The organism is Achromobacter sp. JD417, assembly GCF_041879325.1.
Classification (GTDB): Bacteria; Pseudomonadota; Gammaproteobacteria; order Burkholderiales; family Burkholderiaceae_B; genus Achromobacter; species Achromobacter mucicolens.
The window spans coordinates 5,069,786-5,089,939 of record NZ_CP087159.1 but is presented as its reverse complement, the minus strand read 5'-3'; the positions used below and the strand labels follow the sequence as shown (position 1 = coordinate 5,089,939).

Genomic DNA, 20,154 nt, shown 5'->3' with positions numbered 1-20,154 from the left:
GCTTGCCATCTACGCGCCGCGGCGTATCGTCACCCGCAGGCCCGGGCCGAAGTCGCTTTGCGCATCGCGCATGGCGAATGCGATGCGCATGCCGTGCGCATGGGCGATGCGGCGGGCGATGGAGACGCCCAGGCCGCTGCCGGCTTCCTCGTTGCCGGCGGCGCGAAGGAACCGGTCGCCCAGCCGCGGCAGCACCTCGGGCGCAACGCCCGGCCCCTGGTCGTCGACCGAGATCTGCGAGGGCGAGAATGTCAGACGCACGCGGCCATGGCGCGGGCCGTACCGGATGGCGTTGTCCAGGATGTTTTTCAGCATGATGACCAGCGCGTCGGCATCGCCGGCCATGGGCAGCGGCAGTATGCCGGGCTCGGGCCATTCCACGGCGATGTCCACGTCCCGCCGGTCGGCGATCCAGAGGCAGTCGCTGACGGCCTGCTCGGCTACGCTGCCCCAGTCGACAGCACTGCCGAAGTCCGTGTGATTGGCATTGTCCAATCGCGCCATCGTCAGCAGCTGCGAGACCAGCCGGTCCAGCCGCTCCATCCCGCGCGTCACGCTGGTTTGCGCCTGTTGCAGGGCCTGCGGGTCTTGCGTGCGCCGCACCACATCCCACTGCGCCCGCACGGCAGCCAGCGGCGTGCGCAGCTCGTGCGCCGCATCCGCGGTCAGCCGGCGCTCTTGTTCGATCAGCGTACCGACCCGCGCAAGCAGGCCATTCATGGACGTTATCAGTGGCGTGAGCTCGCCCGGCACGCCCGACAGCGGCAAGGGCTTGGCGTCGTCCGGGCTGCGCCGTTCCAGTTCGGACGACAGCCTGCGCACGGGGGACATCGCCTGGCGAACGGCGTAGATCAGCAGTGCGATGAGCACCGGCAGGCCCAACAGCCACGGCAGGATCTGCCCGGCCACGTAGGCGATCACGAGGTCGTCGCGTTCTCCGATGCGCTGTCCCACGCCAACCCGCGTCTGGCCCGAGGGATCGTCCAGGTAAAAGAGGCGCCAGCGTTCGCCGTTGACGATGCTTTCCGCAAACCCTTCGCGGTCTTCGTTGCGAGGAAACTGCAGGGCTTCGGGGTCGAGCACCAGGGGGGCTTGCGATCCGCGCCATATGGCCACCGACAGATCGCCAAGGCCCGCATCGCCGGCGCTGTCCGACGCGGGCAATTGGGCGCGCGCCGGCTGCGTCTGGGCGGAAGGCGGAATCAGCGCGGATATGGCGATGGTCTGCTGCGCCAGGCGCACCATGTCGGTGTCGTAGAGTTCGTTGATCTCATGGGCGGCGCGCCAGTACGTGCCGGCGATGGTGATGAGCCACGCGACTGGCGCCGCCAGCAGCACGGCGATGATCAGGCGTCGTTGCAACGTCATGTGTCGGCTTCCACCTGGCCCAGCGCGTAGCCCGACCCGCGCACGGTGCGCACGATCTTCGGGTGGATCTTCTTGCGCAGATGATGCACGAACACCTCCAGCGCATTGCTTTCGAGTTCGGCTTCCCAGTCGTAGAGCTTGTCGCGGATGAAGTCGCGTGTCAGCACGCGATTCGGATGCGTCAGGAACAGTTCCAGCAGCAGCGCTTCGCGCGTCGTGAGGTCCACCTTCTGGCCCTTCCAGTGCACTTCATGCAGGGCGGGGTGGTAGTCAAGATCGCCATGACGCCAGACGGGCTCGGGCTTGCCGGCCACGCGTCGCGTCACCGCGCGCAACCGCGCCGCCAGTTCATCCAGGGTGATGGGCTTGATGAGGTAATCGTCCGCGCCGGCATCCAGGCCCGCGATGCGGCTTGAGACCGCTTCGCGCGCCGTCAGGATGACAACCGGCACGGTGCGCCCTTCGCGGCGCCAGCGGCCCAGCAGGGAAACGCCGTCTTCGCCGGGCAGGCCCAGATCGAGGACCACGGCGTCGTAATGCACGACGCTGATCGCCTGATCGCCTTCGCGGCTGCTGGAGAACCAGTCGACGGCATAGCCCAGAAGCCGTAAGCCGGATTTAAGACCATCGCCAATGAGCGGGTCGTCTTCAATGATGAGAATTCTCATTTATCGTCTTCTCGCCGTGCAGGACTGAGATTACCACCGCCCGGGTGGTTAATTTCTCATTAAGGTTCCATGCCTAAGCTGCGCTCCATCGTATCGGGAAAATCAGTTCCTAAGCATGGAATACCGCATGCCCCACAACAAATGTTTCGCCCCGTCCGCCTGGACGGCGATGGCCGCGCGGCCTCGGGCCATGCCCGCCACGCTGCACATCCATCCCCTCGAGGATCCGATGCGCGCGCGGATCGAGTCCTACATTCACCAACGTTATCAACAGCGCTTCGGCGCCCGGCTGACCGAGTGGCTGCCCACGCTGGTCAGCGTGCAGCGCGACGGCGAGATCCTGGCGGCGGCGGGCTATCGCAGCGCGAGCGATCCGCTTTTTCTGGAGCGCTACCTGTCCGCGCCCATCGAGCAATACGTGCGCGATCAAGGGGCGCCTGTTGCGCGCAGTCTCATCGTTGAAGCCGGGCAGTTCGCCGCCGTGCGTCCCGGCGGCGGCAGGTTGCTGGTGCCGCTTCTGGCACGGCATCTGCACGCCGAGGGCTTTGATTGGGCGGTCAGCACGCTCACCATCGAACTGCACCATCTGTTCCAGCGAATGGGGTTGGCGCATCAGCCGATCTCGGCGGCCACCCCGGACCACCTGAACGAAGCCGAGCGCAAGGAGTGGGGCAATTACTACGCGCATGCGCCGACGGTGTTCGCGGGGCGGCTCAATGCCATTCTTGGCCGCCTTCCGGAGCTGGACGTATGAACGTGTCCCGCTTTTTCTCGCTGTTGAGGGAACCTGCCCGCGCGCGTGCCGTTGCGGTCCAGACCCAGTCAGAGGGATTGGACTACGCGGCGCTGCTCGCCCGCGTGGACTCGCTTGCCGGCGACCTCGCGGCGCGCGGGGCGACGGTCGTGGCCTCGCTGATGGACAACGGTCTTGAGTGGATCGTGTTGGATCTGGCCTGTCTTCAAGCGGACGTGGTGCACGTGCCCCTGCCGCTGTTCTTCACGCCGGGCCAGTGGCGCGAGACCCTGGACGCCGCAGGCGTGAACGCCGTCGTCGGACCTGCGTCATTGCAGCCCATGTTGCAGGCCTTCGGTTTTGAGATCGCCGCGCAATGGCAGGGTCACACAGCGCTGTTCCGGCGCGCTTTCGCCAAGGTGCCATTGCCCGCCGGCACGGCGAAGATCACCTTTACGTCCGGGTCGACCGGTAGCCCGAAGGGCGTGTGCCTGGGCGCGGACCAGATGCTCGCGGTGGCGGGGGGGCTTGCGGCCGCCACGCGGCCGCTAGGCATCGTGCGTCATTTCACGGCGCTGCCCCTGCCCGTGCTGCTGGAGAACATCGCGGGCGTCTACGCGCCCCTGATCGAGGGCGCGGCGATCTGCGTCAATCCCTTGAAGGACATCGGGCTCCAGGGATCGTCGCGCTTCGATCCGGCCGTGTTTCACCAGGCCCTCGTGGCGGGCCGCGCGCAAAGCGTCATCGTGCTGCCGCAGATGTTGCGCGCTTATGCGGGCTGGCTGCGGGCGGCGGGCCTCGCAGGCCCCGGCACGCTGCGCTTCGTTGCGGTGGGCGGGGCGGCGGTGGGAAGCGACCTGCTGGAATACGCCCGCTCGCTGGGGATACCCGCCTATGAAGGCTACGGACTGTCGGAGGCCTGCTCGGTGCAGACCCTGAACCTGCCCGGCGCGGACTGTCCCGGATCGGCGGGCCGCCCCTTGCCGCATGCGCGCGTGCGCGTCGCTGCCGACGGTGAAATCGAGGTGGCCGGCGCGCTGGCGCTGGGCTATCTGGGGCAGCCCGCGATGCCCTCGACATGGCTGCCGACAGGCGACCTGGGCCGCATCGACGATGCCGGATTCCTGCATATCCGCGGTCGAAAGAAGAATGTGCTGATTACCGGATACGGACGCAATGTGTCGCCCGAATGGGTCGAGCTGCGCCTGGCGAACCAGCCCGTCATCGCGCACTGCGTCGTGTTGGGCGAAGGCCAGGCAGCGCTGGGCGCCGTGATCTGGCCGCTGGGCGATCCTAGCGACAGCGCCATTCAAGCGTGCGTCGACCAGGTCAACCAGGGGCTGCCGGACTATGCCCGGGTCGGATCCTGGATGCGCGCGCGGGCCGAGTTTTCTGCCACCAGCGGCCTGGCGACGGTGAATGGGCGTCCGCGCCGGCAGGCCGTTGCCCAATTGCATGCCGATCTCTTTTCCGCGGGTTACCGCTCACCTATCGATGTAGACCCATCATGACCTTTTTCGAACAGTTGCTTGAACAGACGCGCGAGGCCCGGGAGTCCCTGGTGGCCACGCCCATCATCCAGGATTGCCTGCGCGGCCAGGTTGCGCGGCCCGCCTATGCGGCGTTTCTGCGCGAGGCCTATCACCACGTCAGCCACACCGTGCCGCTGATGCACGCGTGCCGCGCGCGCATGCCGGCACACCTGGCATGGATGCTGCCCGCGATCGATGAATACATCGAAGAGGAGACCGGCCACGATGCCTGGATCCTCAATGACCTGCGTGCGCTGGGACACGATGCGGACGAGGTTCGCCGCGCCGGACCCGGGCCGGCCACTGAAATCATGGTGGCTTACGCCTACGACACCATCGCGCGCAAGAATCCGGTGGGATTCTTCGGCATGGTGCACGTGCTGGAGGGCACCAGCGTCACGCTGGCCTTGAACGCCGCGGACCAGATCCAGCGCGCGCTGGCGCTGCCGCCCAGCGCCTTCAGCTATCTGCGATCCCACGGCACGCTGGACCAGGAGCACACCGCGCATTTCGCCGATCTGGTCAACCGCCTGGACGACGACGCCGACCGCGCCGCCGTGGTCCATGCCGCCAACATGTTCTACGGGCTTTATGGGGCGATCTTCCGTTCCCTGCCGCGCTCGTCTTCGCAAGGACAAGGCGCATGAGCCCGCGCGATGCCTCCGTCGTGTTGACGGGCGCCGCGGGCGGCCTCGGAAGCGCGATTGCGCGCCGGCTTTTCGACGAAGGCGCGAGCCTGCTGCTGGTCGGCCGCAGCGAAGCGCCCTTGCTGGCCCTGGCGCAGTCGCTGAGCGCCGGGGCGCGCGACCGGTCGCGTGTGGACGCGCTGGTGGTGGACGTGACCACCGACGCCGGCCGCAACGCGGTCATCGATGCCGCCGGCGCCCGCAATGCCAACGTGCTCATCAACAATGCGGCGCTGGCTGCGTTCGGACCCGCGCAGTCCCTGCAGACCGAAGCGCTGCGCCAGCTCATGGACACGAATGTCGTCGCGCCCATGATGCTGACCGCCGGCATGCTGCCGCAGTTGCTGGCGCAGCCGCGCGCACAGGTGCTGAACATCGGATCGACGCTGGGCAGTCTGGGCGTGCCGGGGTTCTCGGCCTATGCGGCAAGCAAGGCCGCGCTTCGGATGTACTCCGAAGCCTTGCGCCGCGAGCTGGCCGACTCGTCCGTCCGGGTGCAGTACTACGCGCCCCGGGCCATCGACACGCCGTTCAACTCGCCCGAAGTGCTGGCGTTCAACAAAGAAACCGATTCGGCCAGCGATAGCCCGGAAGAAATCGCAGAGGCGGTATCGCGCATGCTGCAAAGCGAATCGCGCCAACGCTTCGCGGGCGGAATCGAATCCGTCGCGGCACGGGTCAATGGTCTTTGCCCTGAATGGTTGGACGGCGCGTTTGCGAAGCATCGCCGCGCCTTGATGTCGTTGAAATTTCCTACTGGAGCCTAGTCATGAAACAGAATATTGGCTTGCGCAATGCGGCCGCCGGCTTGCTGGCGGGCGTGGCGTGCTTGTTTTCCACCTTCACCCTTGCGGCGCCTGCCGACATGGACCAGGGTATCCGCGAGCTGCAAAACGGCTGGGCGGAAATTCAATACAAGACCCCGCCCAACGATCGCGCCAAGCGCTTCGAGGCACTGTCCAAGCAGGCCCACGACCTGACGCAGCGTTACGCCAACAAAGCCGAACCGCATATCTGGGAAGGCATCATCCTGAGCTCGTGGGCCGGCGCCAAGGGCGGCATGGGGGCGCTCAGCCTGGCGAAACAGGCCAAGGCCGAGTACGAAACCGCCATCCAGATCGACAGCAAGGCGCTGGACGGGTCCGCACTGAACAGCCTGGGCGTGCTGTATTACAAGGTGCCCGGCTGGCCAGTGGGATTCGGCGACAACAAGCGCGCCGAGGCCTTGCTGCAGCAGGCGTTGACCATCAACCCGGACGGCATCGATCCGAACTACTTCTACGCGGATTATTTGGTGTACCGGAACCGCAAGTCCGAAGCGATTCCTTACCTGGAAAAGGCGCTGAAAGCGCCGGCCCGCCCCGGCCGCGAAGTGGCTGACGAGGGCAGGCGGGAGGAAGTCCGGACACTGATGAAGGAAGCGCGCTGAAGGCGAGGGCGGCTCACTTGCGCGGATAGGAACCCAGCAACCGGAATTCGGGATGCGCCTTCAAAAGCCCGGCCAGGGGTTCCTGCGCGGCATGGCCCGCGACCTCGACGACATACCGGTGCGTGTCCAGGGTCTTTTTGCTGGGACGCTCATAGATCGTCAGCACGGCAACGTTGGCCTGCACGAGGGCGCGCAGGGCATCATTCAGGTTGTCGTCCGCGGTCGAAAGCACCAGCGAGGTCTTGTCATGCCCCGTGGGCGCCGGCAGGTCGCGGCCCAGCACCCACCAGCGCGTCACATTGTGCGGTCCTTCCTCGATCCCATCGACCAGCGCGCTAAGCGAATACACGCTGGCGCCCACCTTCGGACCGAACGAGGCCTTGTCGAGGGTGGCGCTTTCGGCGACGGTCTTGGCGGCGGCGCCGCCACTTGCGGACTCGGTGCGCTTCACCGTGGGCATTTCCCGGTCCAGCCAGGGTTTCACTTCCTCGAATGCCACCGGGTGGGCGAACACTTCCTTGATGTCTTGCAGCGTCGCGCCGGGACGCGCCAGCAGGCTGTAGCCCAGCATCTTGGGGTATTCGCCGACCACCACGGCATTGGGCAGATCCAGCACCGCGTCCAGATAGGGCGTGACGCCGACGACCGACGTCGTCACGGGGACGCACGCCTGGGTCAGCTTGCCCGATGCGTAGCCGGAAAAGAGTTCGTCGCGCGTGAGCGGAACAAGCGCGTTGGGCCCGAACAGGTCCAGGCACGCCTGATGGGTCCAGGAGCCCGCGGGCCCCAGGTAACCAATGGAACCGGCAAAACTGGGGGTCATCGTCATCATCCAGGTCATGAGGCAAACTGCCGCGCCAAGGTGTCTTTTTGCCATGGTGTTGCCTTCGAAGAGGGCCGCGCGACGGCCGCGCAATGTCATGGATCGCCAAGACGGTATGAAACACCAGGCGCGCCGATCTGTATAGAGGGATCCGCTTTCAGCGTGTGCGGGCAGGCCGCCACGCGTCGGCGGGCGTGATCCTTGGTTCAAAAAACATCAACCTAAACGCCGCTGTTACCCGATACACTGAGCCGCAAATGAGTCAAAGAAACATGTCGGATCAATAAAAGGTTGCAGGGCACAGCCAAGCGCAACCTCGGGGGAGACAAACGTGCTTGGTTCTGAGTTGATCATTCGCTCGCTGCGTCGGCGGGGCGTCAATACCATTTTCAGCCTCTCCGGCAACCAGATCATGCCGCTATACGATGCCTGTATCGACGCAGGCATCCGCATCATCCACGTCCGGCACGAAGCGGCCGCGGTCTTCATGGCCGATGCGTGGTCGCAGATTACCGGCGAACTCGGCGTGGCGTTGATCACCGCCGCGCCGGGCCTGACCAACGGACTCGCGCCGCTTTATTCGGCCTCGCAGGCGGAAAGCCCGGTGCTGCTCATCTCGGGCGACTCTTCGGTGTCGGAAGACGGCTCTGGCGCGTTCCAGGAACTGGACCAGGTCTCCATCACCCGTCCGCTGACCAAGTTGTCGGTCCGCCCGCGGTCCGCGGCAGAGCTTTGCCCTGCGCTTGAAGCGGCGATCTCGCAGGCGCTTGCGCCGCGTCGCGGCCCCGTCCACCTGGCGTTGCCCTTTGACCTGCTGACCGCCGAATCGGGCATGGCGAACCTTCCCGACGCGCCCGCCGTTCAGCCGGTTGCCAAGGTGGATACTTCCAGCGTGAACCCACTGGCAGACCTGTTGCATTCGGCGCAGCGTCCGCTGGTGCTGGCCGGGCCGGCGAGCGCGCGGCCGCAAGGACGTTCCGCGCGCGCGGCAGCCGAAGCCGCGCTGGGGCTGCGCATCATCCCGATGGAAAGTCCCCGCGGGCTGAAAGATCCGTCGCTGGGGGCCTTGGCCGGCATCATCCCAAGCGCCGACCTGATCGTTCTGGCGGGAAAGTGCCTGGACTTCACGCTGGGATTCGGCAGCACCGGCGCCCTTGGGCAAGAGGCCCGCGTCGCGGTCATCGACCCGGACCCCGCGATGCTGGAACGCGCGGGCCGGCTGCTGGGCGCGCGTCTGGTCCTGGCATTGCAGGCCGACCCGGCGGCGGCGCTGGCGGCGGTGGCGGCGGCGCAACCGTCGGCCGAACGCCTTGCGTGGCGCGCCCAGGTCGATGAAGCGCTGCAAAGCCGGACGGTGAAGACGCCGTCCGCACCGACGCAGGGCGCATTGGATCCGCGCGCGCTGTGCGAGACCGTGCAGGCGTTTCTGGCGTCCGCGCCCGATCCGATCCTGATCTGCGACGGCGGCGAGTTCGGCCAATGGGCGCAGGCGTTCTGCCAGGCGCCGGTCCGCATCATCAACGGCATGTCCGGGGCGATCGGTGCAGGGGTCTGTTATGCGATCGCCGCAAAGATCGCGCGGCCGGGGGCGACGGTGGTCGTCATGATGGGCGACGGCACCGCCGGGTTCCATCTGATGGAGCTGGACACGGCGGTGCGCGAAGGCGCGGCGATCACGGCGGTGATCGGCAACGACTTGCGCTGGAACGCCGAGCACCTGATTCAAATGCGCACCTACGGCCCGCAGCGGCTCATCGGCTGCGAGCTTTCTCCGGCGGCTCGCTATCACGACGTCGCCTCGGCGCTGGGCGGCGCGGGGTTTTCGGCGCGCGACGCCGCAGGCCTGGCCACCGCCTTGCGCCAGGCCGCCGCCAGCGGCTTGCCAGCCTGCATCAACGTGTCCCTCGCGGGCGAGGCCGCACCGGTTTTCCACGCAGCATCAGTGCAGTCCACGACCGGTCATTGAGCTCAAGGCATCGAGCGTTGCCGCAGTCCGGTTTCGTCCCGTAGAACGACCAGGAGACATCCCATGATCAGCCTCACCGGCATCGTCCCGGGCGGGTCCGCTCGCGCCGCGTTTTGCCTGCTTCTCAGCTGTCCCGGCCTGGCCGCCGCCCAGGCTTACCCTGCCAAACCGATCCAGCTCATCGTGCCCTTCAGCGTGGGCGGCGACGCCGACATGGCGGCGCGCAACCTGTCCGCCGCCGCGCAAGGCGTCCTGGGGCAGCCGGTGGTCGTGGTCAACAAAGCCGGCGCCAACGGCGCGATCGGATCGGCCGCGGTCAAGAATGCAGCGCCCGACGGGTACACGCTGCTGATGGGCCGCATTGGTTCCCAGGTCCTCCTGCCCGCGTTGCAGCCCAAGACGACGCCCTATACCTCGAAGGATTTCACGTTCATCGGGCTGCTGGAGCTGAACCCCGTGGTCTGTGTGGTGCATCCGGATAGCACGTACCGGACCATCGGCGATCTGTCCCAGGCATTGAAGGCCAGGCCCGGCAAGCTGAACTACAGCCATTCCGGCCCCGCGACCGTGCAGAACCTTGCCCCGCAACTGCTGCTAAGTAGTCTGGGATTGAAGCCGGACGCGGCCGTCAGCGTTCCGTACAAGGGCGGCAGCGAGGTGGCCGTGGCGGTGCTGAGCCGCGATGTGGACTTCGCCTGCAACAACTTGAGCTCGATGACCGGAATTCTTGCGGGCGGCAAGTTGCGCGCATTGCTGACGACGACGCCGGAACGCCTTGCGCAGTTTCCGGACATTCCGACCGCACGCGAATCGAACCTGCCGCAGCTTGAAGCCGTCATCGGCTGGAGCGGGCTGTTCGGGCCGCCGGGCATGAGCGCCGAAGCGGTGGACAAGTGGGCCTCCGCGCTGCAGCAGATTTCGAAGGACCCGAAGTGGATCGAGGGCAATGCCAACTTCGGCGGCATTCCGCATGTGTTGTCGCCCGCCGATACGGCAAAGTACGTCGATCAGGGCGCCACCATTTATGCCGAGCTGGTGGCCAAGGCGGGGTTGCAGGTCAATTAGCCGTGGGCATGCGGGGCGATTCCGGCCGCCAAGCCTTCGGCGGCCGGAATCGCCTGGCGCAGATACTGGACGAACGAGGTCACGGTCAGGGGCACGCGGGGCGTGTAGGGCCTGACTGCATAGAGCCGTTCGGCATAGTCGCCGACGACGCGCCACCCTGGCAGGACCTCGACCAGCGTGCCGCGCTGCAGCGCCTGGCCCGCGCTGAAATCCGGAAGCAGCGCGATGCCGACCGAGCCGGCGGCCGCCTCGCGCAGGACTTCACTGTTGTTGGCCGTGAAGCTGCCGCGCACCGGCACGGCGATGCGCTTGTCCCCATCCAGCGATTCGAACGACCAGGTCGCGCCGCCGCTGCGGCGCAGGTAGTGCAGGCAATTGTGGCCTTCCAGATCCGTGGGCGTGCGCGGCGTGCCATGTGCCGACAGATACTGCGGCGTGGCGACGAGCACCGAGCGCGTCTCGCAGATCAACGAGGCGACATGGGTGTCGGGCACGCCGGCGACATGCCGGATCGCCAGGTCGAATCCCTCGGTGGCCAGGGACGCCAGGTGGTCGCTCAGCTCAAGCTGAATCCGGACGTCCGGAAAGCGCGCAAGGAAACCGGGTATCAGCGGCGCGATGACCTGGCGTCCCAAGGCGACGGGCGCCGTCACGGACAACACGCCGCGCGGGCCGTCGGACAAGTCGCGGACCGCGGAGAATCCCGCTTCGATGCGCTGGTAGGCCGACGCCGTGTGGTCGACCAGGCTTGCCCCCGCCTCGGTCAGGCTGACACTGCGCGTGGTTCGCCGCACAAGGGGAACGCCGGCCGCCTGCTCCAGTTCCACGATGCGCTGGCTGACCGACGCCTTGCTGATCTGCAGCCGGCGCGCGGCGGCCGTGAAGCTTCCCGTGTCGGCCAGCACGCCCAGGCAGTGAATGTGCGACCACAGGTCTTCCAGGCGTCTTGTCTTTGTCATGCCAATTTCCATTGTTCAGAACCGCAAACACTGATTCCAGCCTTCTGGTCTCGACGCGCGGCGGGCGGCACGACATAGTGCCACCACCCGCACTTCACGCTTGAGCACAGGAGAACACCATGCATGCAACACCGCGCAGCGCCGGCGAATCCATCGCCGGACACTTTATCGCCGGAAGCCGCGTCGATGGGACAGGCGCGCGCCAGCCCATCTTCAATCCGGCCACGGGTGCCGTTACCCGGCACGTCACGCTGGCCACGCCCGACGAGGTGCAGCGCGCGGTGGCCAGCGCGCAAGCCGCCTTTCCGGCATGGGCCGACACGCCGCCGATCCGCCGTGCGCGCGTGTTGTTCAGATTTCTTGAACTGCTGAACCGCCACCGCGACGAGCTCGCTCACCTGATCACCGCCGAGCACGGCAAGGTGTTCAGCGATGCGCAAGGCGAAGTCGCGCGCGGCATCGACATTGTGGAGTTCGCCTGTGGCATTCCGCAACTGCTCAAGGGCGCGCATACCGAACAGGTTTCCACCGGCATCGACAACTGGACGTTGCGCCAGCCGCTGGGCGTCGTGGCCGGCATCACGCCTTTCAATTTTCCGGTGATGGTGCCGATGTGGATGTTTCCGGTGGCGATCGCTGCAGGCAACACGTTCGTGCTCAAGCCCAGCCCGACGGATCCCAGTCCGTCGCTGCGCATCGCCGAACTGCTGCGCGAGGCAGGTCTGCCCGATGGCGTGTTCAACGTGGTGCAGGGCGACAAGGTCGCCGTGGACGCGCTGCTCACGCATCCCGGCGTGAAGGCGGTGAGCTTTGTCGGATCCACGCCGATCGCCAACTACATCTATGAGACGGGCGCCCGCCTGGGCAAGCGCGTGCAGGCGCTGGGCGGCGCGAAGAACCATATGGTGGTGATGCCCGATGCCGATATCGACCAGGCCGTGGATGCCTTGATCGGCGCCGGCTACGGATCGGCGGGCGAGCGGTGCATGGCGATCAGCGTGGCCGTGCTGGTGGGCGACGTGGCCGACCGCCTGCTGCCCAGGCTGATCGAGCGCACGAAGGCCTTGAAGGTGCTGGACGGCGAGAACCCGGCCGCAGAGATGGGACCGATCGTGACCCGCGCCGCGCACGAGCGCATCAGCGGCTACATCGCGCAGGGAGAAGCGGAGGGCGCGAAGCTGCTGGTCGACGGCCGAGGCTTCAATGGCACGCAGGCAGGCGAGGGGTGCGGCGACGGCTTCTGGATGGGCGGCACGTTGTTCGACCACGTCACGCCCGACATGCGCATCTACAAGGAAGAAATCTTCGGTCCGGTCCTGGGCTGCGTGCGGGTCAAGGACCTGAAGGAAGCCGTGGATCTCATCAACGCGCATGAGTTCGGCAATGGCGTCGCGTGCTTTACGCGGGACGGCAACGTGGCGCGCGAATTCGGCCGGCGCATCGAGGTCGGCATGGTGGGCATCAATGTGCCCATTCCCGTCCCGATGGCCTGGCACGGCTTTGGCGGCTGGAAGCGCAGCCTCTTTGGCGACATGCATGCCTACGGCGAAGAAGGCGTGCGCTTCTACACCCGCCAGAAGTCGATCATGCAGCGCTGGCCGGAGAGCATCGGCAAGGGCGCGGAGTTCGCGATGCCGACGGCGAAGTGACCGTGGCGGCGGGCGGCCGGCACGCGGCCGCCTGCCCGCGCCTCGCGTCGCCAGCCCGCACGGCGCAATGCCGCTCATGCGGGCGACATCCACCCGCGGTAGATTGCGCCGGCGCCCGCGATCGCAAGCAGCACGAAGATGGAACGCTTCAGCAGTTCGGGCGAGACGCGCGTTCTGAAGCGCGAGCCGGCGTACAGGCCGATGAGCGCAACGGGCAGGAGCACCGCGGCGGCGCGCAGGATGTCCGGATTGGAGTACATCCCCGCGGCCCCGAATGCTGCCGCCCGCACAATCCCGCTCAGCAGGATCACGACCGAAATGGTTGCCCGGAATTGCTCCAGCGCGTCCAGGCGTCGCGAGAGGTAGATCGTGTAGATGGGGCCGCCGGTGCCGAACAGCGCGCTGAAGACGCCGCCGAACACCCCGAACGGAAATGCCCAGATGGGCTTGAGCGGCGGCTTGGGGCCGCCCCGGGCGCCTCGCAGGCCCTGGATGCACACGACCAGCACGAACGCGCCCAGAAGGATCAGGGGCCAGCGGGCCCCGGCGTCGCGCAGCAGCGTGACACCTAGCGCGATGCCCAGCAGCATCCAGGGCAGCAGACGCTTGAACTCGGCCAGGCTGACGCGTCTCCAGTTTCTGCCGCCGACCAGGGCCGTGCAGGTCAGGTCAAACAGCACGACCAGCGGCACGGCCAGTTGCAGGGGAATGAATTGGACCAGCACGGGCACGGCGACCATGGCCGCGCCGAATCCCGTCATCCCGAAGACCGTGTAGGCGACGAAGATGACGGGGATGACAAACGCAAGCGATTCGGTGGGCATGGGTGGAAACAGCACCTCGATGGTAGAAGCAGGGCTGGCGCGCGACGAAGCCCTGCGGTGGGTCAGCTGGCGGTGATGCCTTTCTTTTGCACCAGAGCCTGCCATTTGGCGGACTCCGCGGCAATCTCCTTTTGCAGCGCCGCGCCAGGCACGATGGTGGGGGCCATGCCCTGGTCTTGAAGGTACCGCTTCAAGCCCGGTTGCTCAACAGCCTGGTTGGCCACCGCAAGCAGCCGGTCTATCGCGGCTTGCGGCGTGCCGGCAGGCGCCATCAGCGCAAACCAGCCGGTGAACTCGAAGCCGGGCACGCCGTCCTCGGCGGTGGTCGGCACGCCGGGCAGCAAGGCCGCGCGCTCCTTGCCCGTGACGGAAAGCGCGCGCAGGCGGCCGCCCTTGAGCAGCGGCGCAATCGCATTGATGTTGCCGACGGCCACCTGGATGACGCCTGCCATCAGGTCCGTATAGCCGGGCCCTTCACCCTTGTACGGGACATGCATGAGTTCAATGCCGGCCGCGTCCGTGAAGGCTTCGCCGGCCATATGCGTCTGGCTGCCGACACCGGCGGACGAAAAGCTGAGCTTGCCCGGCCGCGCCTTGGCGTAGGCGATGAGTTCGCGCGTGTTCTTGACAGGCAGTTCGGCATTGACGGTGATGACCATCGGTCCGCTTGCGACCTTGGCGATGAGGCTGAAGTCGTTGAGCGAGTAGGGCAGCTTGCTGTAGATGAACTGATTGACGGTGAACATGCTTCCCGAAGCGAGCAACAGCGTATAGCCGTCCGCGGGTGACCCGGCCACGGCCTGCGCGCCCACGCTGCCGCCGGCGCCCGCGCGGTTCTCGACGACGATGGTCTGGTTCAGGCCCTTGGCCATTTCGGAGCCGAGCGCGCGCCCCAGCAGATCGGTGGCGCCGCCCGCCGAGAACGGGATGACCATGCGGATGGCCTTGTCCGATGGCCAGTTCGCGCGCGCGGGCGCCGCCAGCCAGGGCGACAGCGCCAGTCCATATCCCATGGCCTTGATCAGACGGCGGCGTGCATACAGAAGTTGATGTTCGTCTTTCACGGTGTTGTCTCCTTCGTTCGCGGTAGGCGCGGCCCGCCGATCTGCGGGAAGGGCGGGTTTTGCCAGGCAGCAACTGTCCCTCGGGCCAGTCGGCTCGATTTTTTTTGGGGCGTCGCGGTGATTGTTGGCGGACTACTGGACTGCTGGGTTACGCACTGCTGGACTGCTGAGCTACGTACTGCGGATCAGGTATGGTGATGCGCCTCGCGTCGTCATCGGGTCTGGCTGGCGCAGACGGACTTCAATGCGTCGAGCAGCAATTGCGAAAGATGCGATCGGGGATTTTCCTGGGGCGCCAGGATGCCCAGACGGCGCTTGATGGTCGGAGAGCCGAACGGCGTGACCCGAATGCCCGCCGGGAACTCGTTGCGGCCGCGCCTGGCCGGCACCACGGATGCGCCAAGGCCATTGGCCACCATCGCAATGACGCCTTCCAGGTTGTCGATTTCCATGGTCGATCGCACCGTGATGCGCCTGCGCACCATTTCTTCCTGCACCAGATGGCCGACGCGGGCAGAGCGGTTGAATCGCACGTACGGGGTCTGCTCCAGGATTTCCTGGTCGCTGGCGCCCTGCACCGACCGGTGCGCGATGACGACAAGCTCTTCTTCAACAAAGGGCAGGAAGTCCAGGCCGGAGCGCGGTGCATCTGGCTCGGTCACGATCGCGACATCGAGCTGGCGGTGGTAGATGGCCCGCTCCAGGTCATGCGTCAGCCCGGTGGTGACGTGAACCTCCAGCCCATGCCCCTGCTTTTGCAGGTGCCGCAGGGCCAGCGGCAGCACGCCCGACACACAGGTGTGCACGCTGCCCAGCTTGAGCAGACCGGCCGACGTTCCCTTTTTTAGCGAGGCGCTCATGCTCTCCCAATGCGTGATCAGGTCGCGCGCCCGGTGGACCAGCGCAAGGCCCGTGTCCGTCAGGATCGGCGGGCGGCGGCTGCGGTCGAAGATCGTGATGCCCAGTTCATCCTCCAGGGCGCGGACCTGCATGCTCACGGCAGACAGCGACAGGCCGATCGTGTTGCCGGCCTCGGCGAAGCTGCCGTGGTCTGCGATCGCTATCAGCGTGTAGAGGGTCCGGATGTCCATGCAAGATTCGTCCTGGTAGGGCGCGCGTTGCGAAACGCGCGGGGTTCGGGCGCTATATCCCGAGCAGCCGCCGGGCGTTGCCTCCCATGACCTTCTTTAGGTTTTCCTCACGGATCGGCAAGCGCTCAAACCACTCTTTGTACCCTTGCACGGGACAGAAGGGAAACGAGCTGGCGTACAGCATCCGGTCGGACAGAAAGCTGTCGGCGGCCTTCACGTATTCCTCCCAGCCGGGCATGCGCGAAAAGTACATGTCGGGCGACAGCCACAGGTTCGGCCGCCGAAAGCCCAGGTGCAGGATTTCGTTGACCCAGGGCCAGCCGCCGTGGGCGACCACGATATTGAGGTTGGGGAAATCCGTCAGGACGCGATCGGTCCGAATGGGATCGGAATAGCTCAAATCGGGTCCCGCGGTGCCGCCCACCATCATGATCACGGGCACGCCGACGTCTTCGCAATGACCGTAGATGGGATAGAGGCGCCGGTCGTCCGCGTGCATTGGGATCGGATACGAGCCCGGTTCGATGTTGATGAGCCGAAAGCCGTCTTCGATGGCCTGATCGATGGTCTGGCAGGCCTTGCGCCGGTCGGTGGGGTCGATCGAGGCCGCGCCGATGAACCGATCCGGGTGCGCGGCCACAATGCCGCGCACGTCGTCGTTGGACACGCTGCCCAGCACGCCGGCCAGCCTGCCCACCACCACACCGCGATCGATGCGGGCCGCCTCCATCTCTTGCAGAAGCAGGTCCATCGACTGCTGCTGGGCCGCCTTCGAGGGTTCGAATCCCACCGTCCGCGTGAAGCCGTCGCGCCGTTCTCCCGCTGAGTACATCAGCGTGTTCAGGAAGCCGCCCACGGGCGGCCGAAGCCGAAAGTCGATGATCATCGCAGTCTCTTTGAATGGAATCCGATTGGGGGCGCGGCAAGGCGGCGCCTACATCACTTCGTCCTTGCGGTCGTCGGTCTCGCCGTAGCGGTGCAGCGCGGGCGGCTTCAACCCGGCATAGAGCTTTTCGATGCCGGCGTTGATCGCTTCCGCGTGCTGCGCGAAAAGCGAGTTCCCGTCCAGGTCGCTTTCGACGATGAAAGGCCCGAAGTTCTTGACTTCAAACAGCCACATGGCCTGCGCGATGCCAAGCTCATCCAGCCAATGCACCTCGCGCACCTGCTTGATGCCCCGTCCCAGCAAGGCGCCCGTGCCGTAGCCGACCGTGGTCAGGTAGATGGCGCCGCCCGGCGCCAGTACTTGCTTGTAGTCATCGGCTGGCATGCCGCCCTTGCCGATCAGGATGCGGCACCCCGTCTCGCTGAGCCACCGGGGAATCCATTTGGAGAACCGGAACGATGCGGTGGCGGTGACCGCGCCCACGTTGTAGCCGCCGTGGCCATCGGGCGCGGCGGCGGGCGAGCAGTGGAAGTTGACGTTGCTGACGGACCGAAGATCCACCGGCAGCGGCAGGCCCTCGTCCAGCACCTTCTTGTAGACGCCCTCGCGGGCCGTGTACACCAAGCCATTCAAGTACACGGCCGATCCCAGTTCAAGCTTGGCGATGTCTTCCGTCTTGGCGGGCAGGTCCAGGTGAAAGACCTTGATGTCGTCGTCGTTGTTTACCATTCGACCGTCTCCCGGCGCATGTAGGGCGTGAACCATTGGGGATCCGTGCGGTACTGGATCTCTCCGTTGGCGTGAATTCGCGCGGTGGCGCGGCGCGAAGACAGACAGAACGTATGCAGGCTGATGGGCATGCCGCCGGTGTGCGTGTAGCCGCATTCGATGTGGCAGTCAACCACCATGCCGGTGCCGACGAAGCCCATCGCGCCCATGCCGATCGAGTTGCCGAGCTTCATCAGTTCAAGCTCCAGTTCGGCCACCTTGGGATCGGGATTGCGGTCGCCCACCGTGCGCAGACAGGCCGCCTGCTTGCCGAGCTGCATGCACGTGTCCTTGGAGCCGCCCAGACCGATGCCGACGATGGCGGGCTGGCACGCCAGCCCGCGCTTGCCGAATGCGATCAGGGTATCGAGCACGAAGCGCTTGATGCCGTCTATGCCGTCGCCCGGAAACAGCATCCGGTAGTCGGTGCCGAAGAGCCCGCCCTTGTGCACGGTGGTGATCTCGATCCAGTCGGCGTCCGGTTCGAACGACCATTCGATCTCCGGCGCGTTGATGCCGACGTTGTTGTTGTGGTCGGTGCGCCAGAGCGGATGCACGCGGTTCGGCCGCAGCGGAATGGTGACGGTGCCTTCGGCCGTGGCGTGGCGCAGCGCGCGCTCCACGGCCACGAACCCGGCGTCCACGGATGCCTCGTTGCCGACCTTGACGTAATACCGCGGCAGGCCGGTATCGGCGCACATCGGGCGCCGGTCCTGGTCGGCGGCTTCCCAGTTGTCCATCATGGCGTGGATGACGAATCGCGGCAGCTTGCCGGTTTCCTTTTTCTGGAGCGCCTGGATGCCTTCCTTGTAGTCCTTGGGGATCTCGATTGCAGCGCGGCGCATGATTTCCAGCGCGGCTTGTTCAATCTTCTGGACGGGAATTCTCATGGTGGGTTGCCTTCAGCTTTGGGGGTTGCCTGCTTCGCCTTCGATCAGCGATTCGCCGGGCTTCACGATGTCAAAGGACACCGGCACCATCTCCAGCTTTACGTCGCCGTCCCGCGCGCTGACGCGCGTGTAGCAGCTGGTGTGCAGGTCGCCGGGTTCGGAGAAGTCTTCGCGATAGTGCGCGCCGCGGCTGTTTTCACGCGCCAGCGCCGACACGGTGATGACCTTTGAGATGTCGACCAGGCTTTCAAGGTTGAGCCAGTCGTGCCAGGTCAGGTTGAAGCGCCGGTCGCCGTCCGCCACGCCGATATCGCGCAGGGCGGCGCGGTGGGCGGCAATGGCGTCAAGGCCATGTTCCATGGCATCCCGATTGCGCAGCACGCCCACGTCGTCCCACATCGTCTGCGACAGCGCATCGCGCAGTTCGTGGATGCGTCCGGCGCGCCGCGAAAACGGGAACTCGGCGCGTTCGACACCGCGCGCGATGACCTGCTGGTCCGGATCGCGCCAGTGGCCTTCGCGGGCGACATAGGCGGCCATCGCATCGCCCGCGATGCCTCCGAACACCGTGGAATTGGCGACGCCGTTGCCGCCCAGGCGGTTCGCGCCGTGCACGCCGCCGCAGTCTTCTCCCGCGGCATACAGGCCCGGCGAGGCGGTTGAGCCATCCACATTGAATTCAACGCCGCCCATCAGGTAATGCGCGGTCGGCACCACTTCGACCTTGCCACCGGCCAGGTCGAATCCGCAGTCCTTGCATCGATTGACCATGCCGGGAAAGGTCTTGGCGACTTTCTCCGGACCCAGATGGCTCATCTGGATGTAGACGCCGCCCATCGGGCCGGTGCGCCCCGCCCGCATTTCGGCGTAGATGCCGCGGCTGACCACGTCGCGCGTGGCCCGTTCGCCGCGCTTGTCGTAGTTCGTCATGAAGCGTTCGCCGTCGCCGTTGAGCAGATAGCCGCCGGCGCCGCGCAAGCCTTCTTCCAGCACCGTGCCGGTCATCCGCGTATCCGGTCCGCCCAGCAGGCCGGTGGGATGAAACTGCACCATCTCCATGTCCCTGAGCTTCAGGCCGTAGCGCAATGCCATGGCCAGGCCGTCGCAGGTCTTGTCGCCGGACGGCGTGTGGTAGCGGTACATGGTCGGGCCGGCGCCGGTGGCCAGCAGAACGGCCTTGGCCTGCACGAAGCGATAGGTGCCCGCCCGCATGTCGATGAAGAGCACGCCCGAGATGCCCGACCCGTCGGCGGCCGGAATGAGCTCGATGGCGCGGTGCTCTTCAAGTTCTTCCACATCCAGCGCGCGCACCTGCTCCATCAGCCGGTTGATGATCTCGATGCCCGTCAGGTCCGCCTTGTGCACGGTCCGGTCAAAGCTCTGGCCGGCAAACGCCTTGGAGTGCAGCGATCCATCGGGATTGCGGTCGAAGAAGCAGCCGATCTCGTTTTCGAGTTCCCGCACGCGTTCTACCGCGCCTTCCACCAGCCGCCACGCCAGGTCCTGGCGCGGCAGCCACTTGCCGCCCTCGATCGTGTCCATGAAGTGGCGCTCGACCGAGTCGCCCGCGGCCAGCGCGACGTTGTAGCCGCCCTGGACCATGCGGGTACAGCCGCACTTGCCAAGCAGGCCTTTCACGGTCACCGTCACTTTCAGCGAGGGGTTTGCCTTCTTCGCATGCAACGCGGCAAAGAGGCCCGCACCGCCGGTGCCCAGCACCAGAATGTCCGTTTTGTGGTTGTCGATACGCATG

Annotated in this window: 19 protein-coding genes; 8 read left to right on the top strand and 11 right to left on the bottom strand. The window is 66.2% G+C overall.

Annotation, left to right across the window (positions count from 1 at the left end):
• Positions 1-9: 9 nt before the first annotated feature.
• Together LN047_RS23580 and LN047_RS23575 are read right to left on the bottom strand one after the other, a co-directional pair.
• Positions 10-1,368, bottom strand: coding sequence for an ATP-binding protein (locus LN047_RS23580; protein ID WP_373980351.1), 1,359 nt, complete (start codon positions 1,366-1,368; stop codon positions 10-12).
• On the bottom strand, positions 1,365-2,036 hold the full coding sequence (locus LN047_RS23575) for a response regulator (protein WP_175236304.1): 672 nt from the start codon (positions 2,034-2,036) through the stop codon (positions 1,365-1,367). The genes LN047_RS23580 and LN047_RS23575 overlap by 4 nt, the downstream gene beginning before the upstream one ends.
• Before the next feature lie 127 nt (positions 2,037-2,163).
• On the opposite strand from LN047_RS23575, the gene LN047_RS23570 reads away from it, so the two are divergent.
• From LN047_RS23570 to LN047_RS23550, 5 genes are read left to right on the top strand one after another with little or no spacing between them, the layout of a single operon-like run.
• Complete coding sequence (locus tag LN047_RS23570; protein WP_373980350.1) at positions 2,164-2,790, top strand: thermostable hemolysin; 627 nt, start codon at positions 2,164-2,166, stop codon at positions 2,788-2,790.
• Positions 2,787-4,280, top strand: a complete 1,494-nt coding sequence (locus LN047_RS23565; RefSeq protein ID WP_373980349.1) for an AMP-binding protein — start codon at positions 2,787-2,789, stop codon at positions 4,278-4,280. Before LN047_RS23570 ends, LN047_RS23565 begins: the two co-directional genes overlap by 4 nt.
• Positions 4,277-4,948, top strand: coding sequence for a TenA family transcriptional regulator (locus LN047_RS23560; protein WP_062839812.1), 672 nt, complete (start codon positions 4,277-4,279; stop codon positions 4,946-4,948). Before LN047_RS23565 ends, LN047_RS23560 begins: the two co-directional genes overlap by 4 nt.
• The gene (locus LN047_RS23555; RefSeq protein WP_373980348.1) at positions 4,945-5,754 is read left to right on the top strand and encodes an SDR family oxidoreductase; all 810 of its coding nucleotides are present in this window, start codon (positions 4,945-4,947) and stop codon (positions 5,752-5,754) included. Before LN047_RS23560 ends, LN047_RS23555 begins: the two co-directional genes overlap by 4 nt.
• 2 nt (positions 5,755-5,756) lie before the next feature.
• On the top strand, positions 5,757-6,416 hold the full coding sequence (locus LN047_RS23550; protein ID WP_373980347.1) for a tetratricopeptide repeat protein: 660 nt from the start codon (positions 5,757-5,759) through the stop codon (positions 6,414-6,416).
• A 13-nt stretch (positions 6,417-6,429) separates the two neighbouring features.
• Here LN047_RS23550 and LN047_RS23545 read toward each other — a convergent pair whose 3' ends face one another.
• The gene (locus tag LN047_RS23545; protein ID WP_373980346.1) at positions 6,430-7,293 is read right to left on the bottom strand and encodes a prephenate dehydratase; all 864 of its coding nucleotides are present in this window, start codon (positions 7,291-7,293) and stop codon (positions 6,430-6,432) included.
• Positions 7,294-7,570: 277 nt separating this feature from the next.
• Here LN047_RS23545 and LN047_RS23540 point away from each other — a divergent pair, with 277 nt between their 5' ends.
• Positions 7,571-9,205, top strand: a complete 1,635-nt coding sequence (locus LN047_RS23540; protein ID WP_373980345.1) for a thiamine pyrophosphate-binding protein — start codon at positions 7,571-7,573, stop codon at positions 9,203-9,205.
• Between the two features lie 63 nt (positions 9,206-9,268).
• Positions 9,269-10,270 carry a Bug family tripartite tricarboxylate transporter substrate binding protein gene (locus LN047_RS23535; protein WP_373980344.1) on the top strand — a complete coding sequence of 334 codons (1,002 nt, stop codon included), beginning with the start codon at positions 9,269-9,271 and terminating at the stop codon, positions 10,268-10,270.
• Here LN047_RS23535 and LN047_RS23530 read toward each other — a convergent pair.
• The gene (locus tag LN047_RS23530; protein WP_223572761.1) at positions 10,267-11,229 is read right to left on the bottom strand and encodes a LysR family transcriptional regulator; all 963 of its coding nucleotides are present in this window, start codon (positions 11,227-11,229) and stop codon (positions 10,267-10,269) included. The two genes, LN047_RS23535 and LN047_RS23530, sit on opposite strands and share 4 nt — an antisense overlap.
• 119 nt (positions 11,230-11,348) lie before the next feature.
• Here LN047_RS23530 and LN047_RS23525 point away from each other — a divergent pair, with 119 nt between their 5' ends.
• Positions 11,349-12,878, top strand: a complete 1,530-nt coding sequence (locus LN047_RS23525; protein WP_253854797.1) for a CoA-acylating methylmalonate-semialdehyde dehydrogenase — start codon at positions 11,349-11,351, stop codon at positions 12,876-12,878.
• 74 nt (positions 12,879-12,952) lie between these two features.
• Here LN047_RS23525 and LN047_RS23520 read toward each other — a convergent pair whose 3' ends face one another.
• The 7 genes from LN047_RS23520 to LN047_RS23490 all read right to left on the bottom strand — a co-directional run bounded on the left by LN047_RS23520 (position 12,953) and on the right by LN047_RS23490 (position 20,153).
• Positions 12,953-13,702: a sulfite exporter TauE/SafE family protein gene (locus LN047_RS23520; protein WP_056325833.1), complete on the bottom strand. Its 750-nt coding sequence runs from the start codon at positions 13,700-13,702 to the stop codon at positions 12,953-12,955.
• A gap of 62 nt (positions 13,703-13,764) precedes the next feature.
• Positions 13,765-14,766: a tripartite tricarboxylate transporter substrate binding protein gene (locus LN047_RS23515; protein ID WP_227741296.1), complete on the bottom strand. Its 1,002-nt coding sequence runs from the start codon at positions 14,764-14,766 to the stop codon at positions 13,765-13,767.
• Between the two features lie 212 nt (positions 14,767-14,978).
• Positions 14,979-15,857 carry a LysR substrate-binding domain-containing protein gene (locus LN047_RS23510; RefSeq protein ID WP_056325836.1) on the bottom strand — a complete coding sequence of 293 codons (879 nt, stop codon included), beginning with the start codon at positions 15,855-15,857 and terminating at the stop codon, positions 14,979-14,981.
• A 52-nt stretch (positions 15,858-15,909) separates the two neighbouring features.
• Positions 15,910-16,743 carry an amidohydrolase family protein gene (locus LN047_RS23505; RefSeq protein ID WP_373980343.1) on the bottom strand — a complete coding sequence of 278 codons (834 nt, stop codon included), beginning with the start codon at positions 16,741-16,743 and terminating at the stop codon, positions 15,910-15,912.
• Positions 16,744-16,791: 48 nt separating this feature from the next.
• Entirely contained in the window at positions 16,792-17,472 is a 681-nt protein-coding gene (locus LN047_RS23500) for a fumarate hydratase C-terminal domain-containing protein (RefSeq protein WP_373980342.1), read from the bottom strand.
• Positions 17,466-18,401, bottom strand: coding sequence for a fumarate hydratase (locus tag LN047_RS23495; protein WP_056325844.1), 936 nt, complete (start codon positions 18,399-18,401; stop codon positions 17,466-17,468). Before LN047_RS23495 ends, LN047_RS23500 begins: the two co-directional genes overlap by 7 nt.
• A gap of 12 nt (positions 18,402-18,413) precedes the next feature.
• A complete protein-coding gene (locus LN047_RS23490) occupies positions 18,414-20,153 on the bottom strand; it encodes an L-aspartate oxidase (RefSeq protein ID WP_373980341.1) in 1,740 nt (579 codons plus the stop codon).
• Position 20,154: the final 1 nt, after the last annotated feature.